The sequence below is a fragment of the Citrifermentans bemidjiense Bem genome (assembly GCF_000020725.1).
GTDB lineage: Bacteria > Desulfobacterota > Desulfuromonadia > Geobacterales > Geobacteraceae > Geomonas > Geomonas bemidjiensis.
In genome coordinates this window covers 3,978,387-3,993,182 of the sequence record NC_011146.1, presented here as the reverse complement: position 1 = coordinate 3,993,182, position 14,796 = coordinate 3,978,387, and the positions used below count along the sequence as shown (strand labels likewise).

Genomic DNA, 14,796 nt, shown 5'->3' with positions numbered 1-14,796 from the left:
GAGAGGAATGTAGTCTCTCCCCGGTTCAATCGCAGATTGGGAAGACCCGTAAGGGAGGGCAGGTCAATGACAGACAACATTCACCAGACAGTGGAAGAGATTTGCTCCCAGGCGATCCAGGGGGGCAACCCCACCGCCCCGGGCCTATTTGACCGGATCGTTGGCCAACTCGCAGCCGCCGGCGTGGAGGTCAACCAGGCTGCAACGGCAAAGGCTAGGGCGGAAAGCCCGAACGTGGTGGCCGTCTTCAGGGCAGAGGACCAGGACGAGCTCGACTACATCGAGGCCATCGGCGGAGAGGTCACTCTGTGGGGGTATGGCGGCGAGATCCAGGCAGAGCTGCTGACGGCCAAGCAGATTCAGCATCACTACGATGAACCGCCTATCACCCCTGAGGACCTGGCCGGGCTCCGCTTCCTGGAGCGGGACAGCGTGAGGTTGTACGACGAGACCGACATACACCGGCTCTCGACCCGGAAGTCCCGGTGGGAAGCGCTGCGCAACTTAACCCTCGCTCTCCCGGACGAGCTCCTGAAGCTTTGCGAGGAAGTAAACACGACCCCGGAGGCGGTCCTTCAAGGATTCATCGCCGACCTCTGCCACCTGGTGGAGAGGCCCTACATCACGAACGGCAGTGATGAGCGACTCTTCGCAGAGCAGTACTTCGACCGCTGTGGCTACCGAGACCGGGCGGAATGGGAGCGAGAAGAGGCCGCAAAGGCCCATGTGGAGGGGAAGTTATGAAGAACGACCAGATCACCGTAGCCCTAACACCCGAACATATCGAAGCGATTGCTGACGCCGTGGTCCGGAAACTGCGTGAACAAGAGCTGGTCGGCCTGGCGCCTGGCGGAAAGAAGGTAAAAAACTCTGCGGGCCGGATGAGCCATTTGTCTGAAACAGGCTATCTCCGGCTGCCGGAGGTGCTGAAGATCATCCCGGTGTGCAAGACGGTTTGGTGGGAAGGCATCAAGGCGGGGAAGTACCCGGCAGGGGTGAAACTGAGTGCCAGGTGCACCGCATGGCGCGCCGAGGACATCCAGGCGTTAATCGAGAGGATGTGAGAGGGGGAGCGTTGAGATGCTCACCGCTTGTCTGTCCTCACCATAGTCTCTGCTGCAGGGCTCAGTCGTCAATCCCGAGTGCTTTCTTTGCTACCGAGGCAAGGGCAGCTGAGAGCAGTTCAAGAGTCAGCCCCCCCGTCTTTTCCTTTACCGTCTGCTTTGCTTTCTCCCACAGACCTTGATTTCGAGAGCTTTCCACAAAATCATGACCTTTCCAGGTAAGTCCCCGCACCACCGGAATCCCTCTCACGAGGGTCCCACTTGAGTTAACCAGGTCCGCTTGTATCAGAAGCTTCACGTGGTAGTTGAGGGTCTCCTGTGTGACATTGAAGGCCTCATCTTCGCCGAGATCGGTCACTCCTATTGTGTGTGGCCGATCATTTCCACCTTCGATAACCTGCAGTATCTTCCTACATAGATCCATATCTCGCTGCATATGTGCCTCCTGATCTGAGCTGCCCGAGGGTACAACATTGAACTGGCCATGTCTATTTTCTCCTAGGTTGCCCTGACACTGTAGCGAATCCCCTAAAGAGAGGTATGGTGCTCGCTCTGGGGTGCCGGCTCCTCTCTTTGTCGCCTCGCACCTCATCGGCTCTCCATCGTGGTTGCTGTCCCGCACAAGAGATAGAAACGACTGTAGGTGCACGATGCCCACGCCACACATCCCCTACGAAAATCCACATCGCTACCCGACACCCGCATGTTCCCCCTGGGGCAATTGCGCGCCGAGCTCGCCCGCCGGATCCGCGACATCTGAGACCGCCGCACCATATCACGGTCATGTTGCTATTCATCTCCTCCGGGCTGTCGGCCGAGTGCGAAATTCTGCCTACAGGCGACGATCTCATTAACGATGCGGCTACCCCTTGCGCCGAGGGGGAAAAGCAGGAGGACGGGCCCAAGGCGGAAGAGATCGGGGCCAGGCGGAAGGCACACACCGGGCACAGTCGCCGCCTAACCTGGACGATCTGCAGAACCTTCCCGAGCTACTCTCCGTTGCGTCCATGCCTGGATATCCTTGCCTCAGGTTCTCCTCCCTCAGCCATAAACCAACTGCCTGTCGCGGCACCGCGGCGCAGGCAGATTCCAGCACTGTCCCCTTCCAAGTGTCCCCGTTCCGCTAGTCAACGAAGGCCTTTTTTCGTGCACCCCCCTTAGTCATGCAACCCCTCGACCTCAGGCTGAAATGAGGCATCTGGAGGGGTAAAAAATAAGTGTGGAATTTTGCCATGCATGTGAAACACGTATTTAGCGGTAGCCAAAGCGGGACTGTATTCGTGTGCGTTTTGGGTGTCGTTTTCGGTTTCGTTTCTGGTTGAGTTTCCTGTGTTGTTTTATCGGTTCTTTTCAGGTGCACCACTGTCTGGTCGGATTTTGTCTGCCGCCATTGGCATTCCCTACAAAATCCAACCATAGGAGGTGCCACATGAGCACACCTAGAGCCAACCCCCTCATCGCAGTCCTGGCCACGATCCTTACGTTCCTCAAACTGTACCCGCCCCGCAAGGTGCCGGTGGGGAAATCAACTCTTTGCCCTTGTCCGTGTCGGAGGTGCGGACGGCCTTTGAAGTCTGCGGCGTCGCGGGCCGCAGGTATCGGGCCAGTATGCGCGAAGCTGGAGAAAATGTGCCCGGAGAGGTGTCCGAGAGCGAGGGCAAAGAAGGACAAGAAGGCCGCCGACGCCAGCCAACTCGAGCTTGACTTCAAACCTGCAGTCCCGGGCCCCACAGGGAAGGCGCTGAGGGTCATCATGGGGCTCGAAAAACCATGACAGTGCTCAGCACGTTACTGACCACGAGAGAGGCCGCCGAGGTGCTGAGGGTGAAGGAGTCGACCCTCCATCAATGGAGGTGGCAGGGAAGGGGGCCTGCGTTCGTCAAGGTGGGGCGGTTGGTGCGGTATCGGGTGGCAGAAGTGGAAGCGTACATCGCGGCGCGGCTGTTTCCTTCTACGACGGAGTGCCGATTAGAGTATGCAATGCCCAACGAAGCAGTATCTCCGAACGATCAAGGAGTAGAGACATTCGGACCATGACTAATTATCCACGTCGACAGGTCCAAAAGGGATACCCCGCGCCTTCTGGGCCTAATGTCAGCACAGCGATAGTATAGAGCTTTGGACTGACAGCAGGGGTGCCAACGGCACCTCCTGTATATCGCTGAAATAATAGCTAAAGTTAAGGTGAACTGTTACCGAATATTACTGTATTGGTTGGAAATGGCACCTTTATTGCTATTAAAAAATGTTATTGTAGAACGTTGGTTTTAACTATAAAACACTTGACTTTAATGCAGTTAACGCTATACAAAGGACTTAACTCGCGCAGTAAATGATGAATCGGGCCTATTTCGAAGGGGGGATGGACCATGAGAGACGAAAAGACCACATTGAGCGAGGCGGAAGTGAAGCGGGGGTTTGAACAACTGGGGCTAGGTGCTAATTACCTCGTTACCTATCCCGGTGCAGCGCCGTTTGCCAAGCAATATAAGCGATGCAGCATCCTTCATGAAGCGCCGACTACCTACTCCAGTTCCACTGTACTGAAGTAGGTAAGTTCAGAACAGCAAGCAAAGTGAGGCCCCTCATAGGGCCTCCTTTTTTTTGCCCATACACCTTGAGATGACGGAGGGAGCGAATTGCCAAGTTGGAATGAAGTCTTAGCAGAACTTATTGCTACTGGAGGAGTTTCCTCTCTCGATACCGTGCGCCGGAAGTATCTGAAGTTATTCCATGAGAAGACCGGTAGGAATGTAATCGCTTACTACTCTGGCTGGCTGCAGAAACCCCAGCTTTCCATGGCCCACGTCAATGATGATGACAAGAACGGCCTCATGGCAACCATCCATAACCTAGATAGGACAAAAGGTTTGGACTTGATTCTGCACACACCGGGGGGAGATATCTCCGCGACAGAGTCCATAGTAAACTATCTCAGGGCTATGTTCGGCACCGATATACGAGCCTTCGTACCCCAACTAGCTATGTCGGCCGGGACGATGCTGGCGTGCTCCTGCAATGAAATCATTATGGGGAAGCAGTCCAACATCGGCCCCATCGACCCGCAGTATGGGGGGATACCTGCCCATGGGGTTATAGCCGAGTTTGAACGTGCAATCCAAGAAACTAAGAAGGATCCTGGGACTATCCCTATGTGGCAGGTAATAGTAGGAAAGTACCACCCTACCTTTATCGGGGAGTGTTCAAATGCCATAGATTTGGCGTCTCAGATGGTGCGGGAGTGGCTCGAAACCGGTATGTTCCAAGGGGACCCCGAAAAGAAGCGGAAATCAGAGGCTATAGTTGATTACCTGAACAACCACAAGGACACCAAGACTCACTCACGCCACATCCATCTGGACGAAGCAAAGAGGATCGGTTTGACGATCCGTTCTCTGGAAGATGATTTCGATGATGAATACCAAGACTTGGTTCTGACTATTCATCACTCATTCATGCACACTTTTGCTAACTCCACGCATTCCAAAATTATCGAGAACCACCTAGGGAACGCCATCTTCTGGTCATAGTGGAAGATCATCCAGGGGGGCGACATACGCGACAAGAAAGGGCAGCTACCAGCTGCCCTTTTGTGTTCTCTGGGGCAACTGAATCGTGGTAGCAAAGCCTTCCCTATGTTGTTCCGTCTTGGGCGATGATGTTACCCATGTGTTACCCAGATGGCTACCGAAAAGGAAAGGGGCTACAGCAAAAGCTGTAACCCCTTGTTTTTATGGAGCCGAAGAGCGGATTCGAACCGCCGACTTGCTGATTACGAATCAGCTACTCTACCAACTGAGTTACTCCGGCATCTCTCTGTTCTTGCACTAGCTAACCTGCTGGTATCTTTGCCACAACCTGCTGAAAAGCCGGCTGTGAGCAGAGGTATCTTTTAACCTAAAATCAGGTATCCGTCAATGACATTCTGCCGCACGCTCCGGCATGATAAGAGCCGCTCCGCTACCGGATACCCTCGTCCGCCACACTCCTTTCTGAAAAACATAAAATGGTAACGTTTTGGTTAAATCGCGGTAACTATTGCCGAAACGGGGTTATTTCACCGGCGGCCAGCACCACCTTCGGAAAGCCCACGCCTGGCCCAAATGTCGCCAGAGGTTTTGTTTCTCATCGCAGCAACTCAGTAATTCAATGGTTTACCTTCTTAGTGTGAAGCGGCAGGCTGTTTTATCTTATTGACTGAGGGAAGTGGGGCATGTTTTTTGCTGCAGGGGGCACACCGTTAGACCAACGCGGCGCAAAACGCTACAGGCAAGTGATTCGACATCGCCTGTCACAATGAGCCCGTCGGAAAAGTGAAGTACGGAAGAATAGTTCCGGCAGCTGATAGAGGAGTTACCACAGGCGACACATCTGCAATGGTTGTTATGACTGAGGAGGGAAAGATGTTATCTAAGTACGTAGGGCGTTGTTTGTTAGTGTTGGCAATGTCAGTGCTGACACTGATGGCGCTTGGTGCCGGACAGGCACAAGCTGCTTCGCAGTACAGCTATGACTGTACCTTCTGTCACCAAATGCCGCCGCTGGATTCCGCCAACGCGAAGAAGGACCCCAACACGGGCGCCATTCCCGGCAACCACCAGGGTCACGCTTCGGCAGCGGTCAATTCCTGCGCCAAGTGCCACGGCGACGTGAGCGGCTACGCCATGGGCCACAGGAACAAGACCATCGAGCTTGCCGACGGCATCGGCTACTCACGGAAGATCGCAGCCGGGTTTGTGAACCAGACCTCGGTACCGCCGACCCCGATGGGTTCCTGCTCCACCGCGGCCTGCCACAGTAACGGCAAGGGCACCCTTAAGGCCACCCCGGCCTGGGGCGCTGCACCGTTCCAGGCTCCCGGCGACTGCTCCCAGTGCCACGACGTAGCTCCGGCTACCGGCAACCACCCGACACTCAATAGCAAGCACGCCTCCTACTTCGGCACCGGTACCGGCTCCTGCGTTAAGTGCCATACCGACCACAGCGCTCAGGCAAAGCCCTTCAGCCACGCAACCAGCGCCGGCCGCGCCATCGAAGTGGTGCTCCCCGACGGCGGCTCCTTCGCCGGCAACCAGTGCGCCAACCTCTACTGCCACAGCAACGGCCAGGGTAGCTTCACCCCGCCGACCTGGGGCGCTTCTCTTAGCTGCGCCGGCTGCCACGGCGACGCGACCAGCAACACCCTCTCCGGCAAGCACGCCAAACACGTGAACAACGCCGGCTTCCTCGGCACCAACTACGGCTGCGTGGAGTGCCACTCCGCCACCGTGACCGACAACAACACCATCGGCAACTTCAACAACCACGTCAACAAGAACAAAGACGTCGCGGGCGCCCACGTAGGGACCCCGGTTGCCGGGACCTGCTCCACCTCCTACTGCCACACCGACGGCAAGGGAGTCCAGAAGACGGTTACCTGGACCCAGACCCAGGCGCTGGACTGCAAAAGCTGCCATGGCTCCGACACGGCGCCTGGTGCTGTCGCCTCCATCGCCGGCGAGCCTAACTACAAGAACGACGGTATGGACCAGCCGCGCGCCAACAGCCACGCAAACCACGTATTCAGCGCTGCCAGCTGCCAGAACTGCCACGTCAACACCACCACCGACGGCCTGACCATCAAGGCCGGCGCTCCGCACACCGACGGCACCCGCAACGTAGCAGCCGGCAACGGCAAGAGCTTCACCATCGCAGGGAACAGCTGCTCCGCAGTATCCTGCCACGACGGCGGCGGCAAGATCGCAGGCGTCGGCGCTGCCAAATGGGGCCAGTCGCTTGGCTGCAACGGCTGCCACGGCGACGCCGCAACCCTTACCACCAACGCCCACGCGGCTCACGTTTCCACCAAGGGCTATGCCTGCGACACCTGCCACGCGCAGACCGTCACCGGCAGCACCACCTTCGCAGACAAGACCCTGCACGGCGACGCCATCGTCGAGGTTGCCGGCGTCAAGGTAACCAGCTTCGCCACCGACACCAAGAACTGCGCCACTTCCTGCCACCTTTCCGGCACCCCGAAGTGGAACGACAAGAACTCCGGCGCTTGCGGTACCTGCCATAAAGCGCTTTCCACCACCGCGAACGGCCTGGTGAGCAGCAACGCCCACTCCGCCCACTTCACCGCAACCTACGGCCCGGGCTTCGACGGCGCCGCTGCCACCTCCTGCTCCGGCTGCCATACCCCGAACACCGCAGCCAGCCACGCAGACGGCACGCTTAACCTCGCCATCGGCTACAACAAGATCGGCACCTGCTCCACCTGCCACAAGCAGTCGACCAACTGGACCACCGGGCGCGTTTCCTGCGAAAGCTGCCACAGCACCGCAGGGGGCCAGCTCTCCGTCATCGGCGCCCTCACCGCTCCGGACAAGACCCTGGCAGCGACCGCGGGCCACGGCAAGACCGGAATCAACCAGTCCTGCTCCGCTTGCCACGACGCCAACTCCGCACACATCAACGGCATAGCCGGCGACCAGAAGCGTCTCTTGGGCGCCTTGACCGGCGCGGACAACCAGGAATGTAACTACTGCCACACCGACGCAGGCAAGGTAGCCGGCGCCGCTCTGAACGTGAAGGTGCACCGCCCCACCGGCGCACTCGGCGCCAAGTGCTCCGACTGCCACAACGCGCACGGTACCGCAAACAGCATGATGATTAACGGCACGATCAACGGAACCGCGGTGAGCTTCACCACCGTCAACACCTTCGCTAACGGTGCTCGCACCGGCGTCTGCCAGGTCTGCCACACCACGACCCAGTACTTCACCAAGGCCGGGCAGCCGGAGGCAACCCACGTGGATTCCACCACGAACTGCCTCGAGTGCCACCAGCACAACCCGGCAACCGGCCTCGCCTTCGTTCCCAACGGCGGATGCGACGCCTGCCATGGCTACCCGCCGGCTCCGAGAAAAACCATCTCCGCAGTCACCTTCGGTGTCCAGGGCAACTGGTCTTCCGCCCGCTTCGAAGACTACTCCGGCGGCGGCGGCGCCCACGCGGTTGCAGCTCACATCAAGAAGGACGCCAAGCCTTCCGAGGGTTGGGCAAACTGCCTCCCCTGCCACAACGGCGGCAACGATGCTCACTCAAGGGCGCTGCCGATCAGGAACCACGTGGACAACGTCACCGTCAAGATCGATCCGCAGTACCGCTTCAGCGACGATCCGTTCCTGGGCTACACCTCCGCCCAGCTGGTCAACGGCGGGGTCAACAAGTCCGGCAGCTGCTTCAACGTGAGCTGCCACTTCAAGAAGACCAAGCCGTGGAGTATCGAAAGATAATCCGCATGAGGCCTTAGCTTTACGAGCAGTAAGAAGCAGGTTTGAGAAAATCCGGCGGGGGAGAGTATCCCCCCGCCGGATGCTGCCCTCCGCCGGGAGCTACGGCGGCCCGCCCAACGATTTTTCTCCCAAGCCAGATCAACACCTTTGAACTTTCAGGGGGCCGATATCTGAGGCGCTGAAGGCGCGGATGACGGAAATTTCCTGACCGTCGAAACTATGGTTACTGTCATGAGAATAATTTGGGTTGCTCCTGTCTCGCCTCTTCATTAGAATGTATCTATTTGATTAGACAGTGTTTACATTCTCTTGGCGGCTAGGCAGGTGGCGGGGATGCTTCACCCGAAGTTGAATCGGAAGATTTGGTGCTGCGTGGGCGGCGCGGCGCTGGTTTTTCTACTGGCGCTCTCCTGGCTGGTGCGGGTGGAAGTGACCCGTAATTACAAGGGGGTATACCTGCTGCGCGAGGGCCCGTACCGCCTGGTGCTGACGGACATGATCCAACTGGGGCAGGAGGACCGGCTCTTGTTCGCCCTGCACTGGGATGAGGTCGCCAAGTCCCTGCACTTTTCCAAAGCCTTCGCCCCCGCGGGCTCCCATCTCCAGTACGACTGGTTCCAAGCCGACGGCAGCGGCTTCGTCAGGAACGTCTTTCCCAACGGGACCATGCTCATCACCTGCTTCAGCAGGTTCGTAGACGCCGGCAACGCCATCCCCCGCGGGATTTTCGTCGGGGGGAACGTACCCTACGAGGAAGGTAACGCCTCCCCGCAGGAGGGGGAGTCGGGGATGGCCTTCTTCGACGGCAAGAAGTGGCGGCACCTTTGGGGCAACGCCAACGAGGGTATAGCCCTGGGGAATGGTTCGCGACAGCTTTCCCCCTCGAAGTGGGAATTCCTCGGCAGCCGCGTGCTGGTTTCGAGCCGGGAGAAGATGGTGCTTTCCAGCTCGCACCGCGTCGCCGGCGAAGGGATGGCGCTGCACATCGACCGTTTCGCCGTCTTCAAGGCGGGGGAACCCTATTTCATCCTGGTGAACCGGGTGCGCAACGAGGGGAGAACGCCGGCTCTCTACTACTACGTCTACGGCGACGAGCCCTCCGTGGGGGACTACCGCGGCTCCACGGGGAACGTGGGGTGGGGCAGAGGGCGGCTCTTCCAGTACGAGACCGGGCTCGATCCTGAGCGCGATTCCTATTTCGGCATGTACGACCACGGCAACAGCGCTGCCGGCGAGACGCAGCAGTACACCAACCTGGCGAACTTCATCGAGTCGCTGGGGGCGCGGCCGGACCTGATGTACTTCTCGAACCGGCTCGGCTTTTTCGCCAGCGAGAAGGAGCGGGTGCCTTTGCAAAGCCCGACCACCAGGGTTCTTTCCATGCAATGGGGACCCCGGCAGCTGGCGCCTGGGGAGGCTGACGTCTACGTCCTTGCCATCGGCATGGCGAGCTGCAAGCCCGGGAACGACATCCCCGTCAAGCCGCACATCTCGTTCTCCGACCAGGACATCTCGGACTTACTTGCCCGCCACGGCAAGGACTGACAGTCCCAGCATCCAATGCATGCTGCACTCCGCCGGGGAGAAGGAGCGATGATGGGAGCGGAACACAAAACCTTGCTGGCCACCGCCGTGTTCTGGATGACGCTGGCGCTTATCTTCTATACCTGGGCCGTCTTCAGCGGCCGTAAGGAAGGGCTGCGCGCGAAGCATCTGGCCATCTTCGGCATCGGGCTTTTCTGCGACTACCTCGGCACCCGCGAGATGAACCACTACGCCCAGGCGTTCGGCAAGGCGCCCGAGTGGCACAACATCACCGGCATCGCGTCGCTTGCGGGGATGGCCTTCCATTTCCTGCTGGCGCTTTCGGCCACGCTTGCGCGGCGCGCCGACGCCATGAACCACCTGTTCCACCGGGTAAGCCTCGCTATCTACAGCTGCTGGCTGGTTGCCTTCTGCAGTGGCGCCATCTCCGGTATGCTGAGGATGAAGGGGTAATCCAGCGGCCGGGCCCTAATAGACACGATTAACGCTGTCATTGCCTTCACCCCTACCGAACGCGTCCTGTCTCCCCCCCCGCTCCAGAACATAATCTCCCGAAATTGCGGCATCAAGTTGAATGTCAATGCCGTAAAACGCCTCCGTGAATCGGGTCAGCCCGAATAAAACGAGGCAAGCATCAAAGTCGCTTGAATTCAGGCACATCAAAAGTAACCATTTGGTTACGCTTTTATTAAAAAACGCGCAAAGAATGGCACATCTGTATTACAGTGGCCGGGTCACCGGGCTGCGACAAGGCTTTATCTTTTCATTTCGATGGCCTCTGTGGCATAGTAAACAAACCGACTCAGAAATCGACTTCACTAACTACAGTTCTGATACCTGGAAGGGGTTGGATATGACTATAAAAAGGGTCGCACTGATAACGCCGCCGTATCATTCCGGCGTCGTGGAGTCAGCGGGGACCTGGCTCAATGTGGGGTTCGTATACGTTGCCGGGTCGCTGCGCGCAGCCGGCTACGAGGTGGACTACTACGACGCGATGAGCCTTTGGCACAAGTGGCCGGAGATTGAGGCGCGCATCAGGGCCTTCAACCCGGACGTTGTGGCCACCACCTCGTTCACCGCCTCCATAGGGCACGCGCTGGAGCTGACGGCGCTGGCCAAGGAGATCAACCCGGACGTGGTCACGGTGCACGGGAACGTGCACGCCACCTTCTGCTATGACGAGATGCTCAAGGCCGAGCACGACACGGTCGACTTCATCGTCCGGGGCGAGGGTGAAGTGACCCTGGTTAAGCTTTTGGACTGCCTGAACCAAGGGGGCGACCCCGCCTGCGTCCCCGGACTTTCCTTCTGGCGCGACGGCGCCGTGGTCACGACGCCGAAGGCGGCGTCCATCCAGGACCTCGACGCGCTCCCCATGGCGTGGGACCTGGTGGAATGGCCCATCTACACCTACCGCGCCAAGAACAACGCCCGCCTGGCGATCGTCTCCTCGTCGCGCGGCTGCATGGAGAAATGCTCCTTCTGCTCGCAGCAGCTCTTCTGGGAACGCTCCTGGCGCGCCCGAAGCGCCGAGAACTTCGTGGCCGAACTGGAGCTTCTGCGCGACAGTTACGGCGTCGAGGTGGCGATGCTCTCCGACGAGATCCCGACCTTCGACCGCGAGCGCTGGGTGCGCATCCTGGACCTGATGATCGAAAGGAAGGTCGGGGTGAAGCTTTTGATGGAAACCCGGGTGGACGACATCCTGCGCGACGCGGACATCATGGACAAGTACCGCGAGGCAGGGGTCGAGCACATCTACGTCGGGGTGGAAGCGGGGGACCAGGCGACCCTCGACCTCTTCAACAAGAACACCAAGGTGGAGCAGTCCAAAGCCGCCATCGACATCATCAACAACGCCGACATCGTCTCCGAGACCTCGTTCGTCCTGGGTATGCCGGACGACACGCCGGAGAGCATCGCGGCGACCATCGAGCTCGCCAAGCATTACAACCCGGACATGGCGTTTTTCCTCGCCATCGCCCCTTGGCCCTACGCCGAGCTCTACCCCGAGCTGGAGCCGTACGTGGCGACCAAGGACTACCGCAAGTACAACCTGGTGGAGCCGGTGATAAAGCCGAAGGCGATGACGGTGGAGGAGCTGGAAAGGGAGCTGGGCCGCGCGAGCCAGAAGTTCTACATGCACAAGTTCCAGAAGCTGCACGACCTCTCCCCCTGGAAGCAGACCTTCATGGTCGCGGTTTTGGACATCCTCATCAACAACTCGTACCTGGCGGTGCAGATGAGGTCGATGATGAAGGAAGGAAAGCAGATGCCGCCCGAGGTGCAGGCGCTTTTAAAAAGCATCAAGACGGTGCGCGGCAATGCCGGTGCCAGCGACCACCCGCACACCTTCGCGCCGATTCCGTAAGGGCTGGACAAGATTTTGGAGCAACATGGATTCGATCAAGAAGGCAGCCATCGTGCTGAACGGCTTCATCCACGATTTCGCCACGGGCTACTGGCTCTCGGCGTTGATAGCGATCTACCTGCTGCACGGTTTCCGGGGAGGTATCCCCGAGGTGACCGTGATCCTCTCCGGTATCGAGCGGTTCTTCTTCTGGAACACGGTGGGGGCTGCCGCCGCCATCTTCGCCACCGGCGGGATGCGCAGCTTCACCTACGTCAACAATTTTTACGGCCCCGAAGCTGAGCGGACGCGGCGCAGGATGCTGGTGATAAAGCACGTCCTGCTGCTGCTAGTGGTCGGCGCCGGCAGCTACTGGGGCTATTCGCTGTCGTTCGGCTAGGACGGCCGCTGCCGGCCCCGGAGGAATTCGAGCTTATGTACTTTTTGATCGTGGAAGACGCGGAAAAAACCGCTGAACAGTTGCGCAGAGGATTGTCGGAGATGTCGGTGACGGTGGACGTCGCATCCGACGGGCTCAAGGGGCTGGCGATGGCCCGGGAGAGGGACTACGACCTGATCGTCCTCGACCTTATGCTCCCCGGCATCGACGGGTTCGAGGTGGTGAAGCGGTTGCGCGAAGGGGGATCTACCACTCCGGTCATGATCCTTACCGCGCGCGACGAGGTGCACGACCGCATCACCGGGCTGCAGCTTGGGGCGGACGACTACCTGGTCAAGCCGTACTCTTTCGCCGAACTTTGCGCCCGGGTCCAGGCGCTGTTGCGCCGGGGACAGGTGGTGCAGCAGGACGAGATACAGGTGGCGGACCTTACCGTCAACTTCTTCGCCCACAAGGCGACCCGCGCGGGGAAGAACCTGGAACTCACCCCGAAGGAGTTCGCCCTGCTCTCCCTGCTGATCCGGCGGGCGGGAGAGGTGCAAAGCCGGTTGAGGATTGCCGAGCGGGTGTGGAACCTCGGCTTCGACGCCAACCTGAAGATCGTCGACGTCAAGGTAGCCGCCCTGAGGGCCAAGGTGGACGGGCCTTACGAGAAGAAGCTGATACACACGGTGCGCGGCTTGGGGTACATACTTGAAGATCGGTAAGACGCTGCGGCTTCTAAAAAAAGGGATTCTGGTCGACCGTCCCGGGGCTTTCTCCATCGCCCACAACCTGGCCATGGTGCATATCCTTACCATCCTGGTCGCCTTCACCGTCTGCGCCACCTTGCTGTACTTCAAGATCGTCGAACAGTTGGACCAATCCGCCAACGCTGAACTCAGGTCGGAAATCGCCTCCATCAGGACGCTGCTTTTCTCCTCCAACGGAGTAGATATGCTCCGGAACTCGATGCAGAACGAGGCCGAGAGCGAGGAGGTGGGGCGTCACAGCATACTGCTCCGCCTCCTGGATAAAAACGGCAACCCGCTCCTCGAAGGCAAGAACCTCAAGGGCGTTCCCATCGCGGCCTTCCCGCTGGCGGGGGACTGTCAGCTCAAGAAGTACCGGGCCGAAGACGGCAAGTTATACCTGATCCGCAACGCAGCGCTGCACGACCCCCTGTCGCAAAGCAACGGCTGGCGCCTGCAGATCGCCGTCGACCTCTCCCCGCATGAAAGGCTTGCCGCCAGCTACCGCACCTACCTGATCCTTTTCGGCTTCGGCGGCCTTTTGTTCGCCATACCCAGTTCGCTTCTCGTGGTGCGGCACGGGTTGAAGCCGCTCAACGACCTCTCCGACACCATCGCGCAGGTAACCGACGACGAACTCGGCACGAGGCTCAACCCCGCCATCTTCCCCGTCGAGATGCAGTCCCTGGCCAACTCCTTTAACACCATGATGGACACCCTGGAAACGTCCTTCCAGCGTCTTTCGCACTACTCGGGGAACCTGGCGCACGAGCTGCGCACCCCGATAGGCAACCTGATGCTGCAGACCGAAATAGCCTTGTCCAAGGAAAGGACGCCGGAGGCCTACCGCGAAGTACTCGCCTCGGCGCTGGAGGAGTACACCCAGCTCTCCCTGACCATAGACCGGCTGCTCTTTCTGGCGCGCGCCGACAGCAACAACAACGATCTTTTGCTGCAAAGGCTCGCGGCAGAGGGGGAGGCTTCCGAGGTCATCGACTACTTCTCGGAGGAGGCGGCCGAGGCCGGCATCACCCTGGAGTGCCGCGGCGCCGCCGTCATCGCTGCCGACCGGACCCTCTTTCGCCGTGCGCTCAGCAACCTGGTTTCCAACGCCATCTCGCATACCCCGAGCGGCGGTGTGGTTTCGGTTACCATTCGCCCCCGCAATGACGGCAGCGTCGAGGTGGACGTGAGCGATACCGGGTGCGGCATAGAAGCCAAGCATCTGCCGATGCTGTTCGACCGTTTCTACCGGATAGACCAGGAAGTGGAGGGGGAGCTCCGCGTCGGAACCGGGCTTGGGCTCGCCATCGTCAAGGCGATCATGACCATGCATCGCGGCCGGGTGCTGGCGTGGAGCAAGCTGGGGAAAGGGACCACCATCACCATGCGCTTCAACCACCGCCAGTAGTCTTAAAGAAAG

The 14,796-nt window shown here is 59.2% G+C and carries 14 protein-coding genes and 1 tRNA gene; 13 read left to right on the top strand and 2 right to left on the bottom strand.

Annotated elements, in window-relative coordinates:
• The first annotated feature begins 66 nt into the window (after window positions 1-66).
• Both GBEM_RS17365 and GBEM_RS21870 read left to right on the top strand, forming a co-directional pair.
• Window positions 67-744 (top strand): hypothetical protein, encoded by a 678-nt coding sequence (locus GBEM_RS17365; protein ID WP_012531904.1) that lies wholly within the window; start codon window positions 67-69, stop codon window positions 742-744.
• Window positions 741-1,064, top strand: coding sequence for a helix-turn-helix transcriptional regulator (locus tag GBEM_RS21870; protein ID WP_226373888.1), 324 nt, complete (start codon window positions 741-743; stop codon window positions 1,062-1,064). Before GBEM_RS17365 ends, GBEM_RS21870 begins: the two co-directional genes overlap by 4 nt.
• A 61-nt stretch (window positions 1,065-1,125) precedes the next feature.
• On the opposite strand, the gene GBEM_RS21550 is transcribed toward GBEM_RS21870, so the two are convergent.
• Window positions 1,126-1,500 (bottom strand): DUF2513 domain-containing protein, encoded by a 375-nt coding sequence (locus GBEM_RS21550; protein ID WP_012531902.1) that lies wholly within the window; start codon window positions 1,498-1,500, stop codon window positions 1,126-1,128.
• Between the two features lie 993 nt (window positions 1,501-2,493).
• On the opposite strand from GBEM_RS21550, the gene GBEM_RS17350 reads away from it, so the two are divergent.
• The 4 genes from GBEM_RS17350 to GBEM_RS17335 all read left to right on the top strand — a co-directional run bounded on the left by GBEM_RS17350 (window position 2,494) and on the right by GBEM_RS17335 (window position 4,594).
• The gene (locus GBEM_RS17350; protein WP_012531900.1) at window positions 2,494-2,838 is read left to right on the top strand and encodes a DUF6011 domain-containing protein; all 345 of its coding nucleotides are present in this window, start codon (window positions 2,494-2,496) and stop codon (window positions 2,836-2,838) included.
• Entirely contained in the window at window positions 2,835-3,101 is a 267-nt protein-coding gene (locus tag GBEM_RS17345) for a helix-turn-helix transcriptional regulator (protein WP_012531899.1), read from the top strand. The genes GBEM_RS17350 and GBEM_RS17345 overlap by 4 nt, the downstream gene beginning before the upstream one ends.
• Before the next feature lie 332 nt (window positions 3,102-3,433).
• Complete coding sequence (locus tag GBEM_RS17340; protein ID WP_012531898.1) at window positions 3,434-3,616, top strand: hypothetical protein; 183 nt, start codon at window positions 3,434-3,436, stop codon at window positions 3,614-3,616.
• A gap of 87 nt (window positions 3,617-3,703) precedes the next feature.
• Window positions 3,704-4,594 carry an SDH family Clp fold serine proteinase gene (locus GBEM_RS17335; RefSeq protein ID WP_012531897.1) on the top strand — a complete coding sequence of 297 codons (891 nt, stop codon included), beginning with the start codon at window positions 3,704-3,706 and terminating at the stop codon, window positions 4,592-4,594.
• 204 nt (window positions 4,595-4,798) lie between these two features.
• On the opposite strand, the gene GBEM_RS17330 is transcribed toward GBEM_RS17335, so the two are convergent.
• A tRNA-Thr gene (locus GBEM_RS17330) sits at window positions 4,799-4,874 on the bottom strand.
• 593 nt (window positions 4,875-5,467) lie between these two features.
• Between GBEM_RS17330 and GBEM_RS17325 the strand changes: the two genes are divergently transcribed.
• The 7 genes from GBEM_RS17325 to GBEM_RS17295 all read left to right on the top strand — a co-directional run bounded on the left by GBEM_RS17325 (window position 5,468) and on the right by GBEM_RS17295 (window position 14,784).
• The gene (locus GBEM_RS17325; protein WP_012531896.1) at window positions 5,468-8,344 is read left to right on the top strand and encodes a CxxxxCH/CxxCH domain c-type cytochrome; all 2,877 of its coding nucleotides are present in this window, start codon (window positions 5,468-5,470) and stop codon (window positions 8,342-8,344) included.
• A 333-nt stretch (window positions 8,345-8,677) separates the two neighbouring features.
• Entirely contained in the window at window positions 8,678-9,889 is a 1,212-nt protein-coding gene (locus tag GBEM_RS17320; protein ID WP_012531895.1) for a hypothetical protein, read from the top strand.
• 51 nt (window positions 9,890-9,940) lie between these two features.
• Window positions 9,941-10,342: an HsmA family protein gene (locus GBEM_RS17315; RefSeq protein ID WP_012531894.1), complete on the top strand. Its 402-nt coding sequence runs from the start codon at window positions 9,941-9,943 to the stop codon at window positions 10,340-10,342.
• 400 nt (window positions 10,343-10,742) lie between these two features.
• Window positions 10,743-12,263 carry a B12-binding domain-containing radical SAM protein gene (locus GBEM_RS17310; RefSeq protein ID WP_012531893.1) on the top strand — a complete coding sequence of 507 codons (1,521 nt, stop codon included), beginning with the start codon at window positions 10,743-10,745 and terminating at the stop codon, window positions 12,261-12,263.
• Window positions 12,264-12,288: 25 nt separating this feature from the next.
• Window positions 12,289-12,642 (top strand): hypothetical protein, encoded by a 354-nt coding sequence (locus tag GBEM_RS17305; protein ID WP_012531892.1) that lies wholly within the window; start codon window positions 12,289-12,291, stop codon window positions 12,640-12,642.
• Between the two features lie 35 nt (window positions 12,643-12,677).
• Entirely contained in the window at window positions 12,678-13,349 is a 672-nt protein-coding gene (locus GBEM_RS17300; protein ID WP_012531891.1) for a heavy metal response regulator transcription factor, read from the top strand.
• Complete coding sequence (locus GBEM_RS17295) at window positions 13,336-14,784, top strand: heavy metal sensor histidine kinase (RefSeq protein ID WP_012531890.1); 1,449 nt, start codon at window positions 13,336-13,338, stop codon at window positions 14,782-14,784. Before GBEM_RS17300 ends, GBEM_RS17295 begins: the two co-directional genes overlap by 14 nt.
• Window positions 14,785-14,796 lie beyond the last annotated feature (12 nt).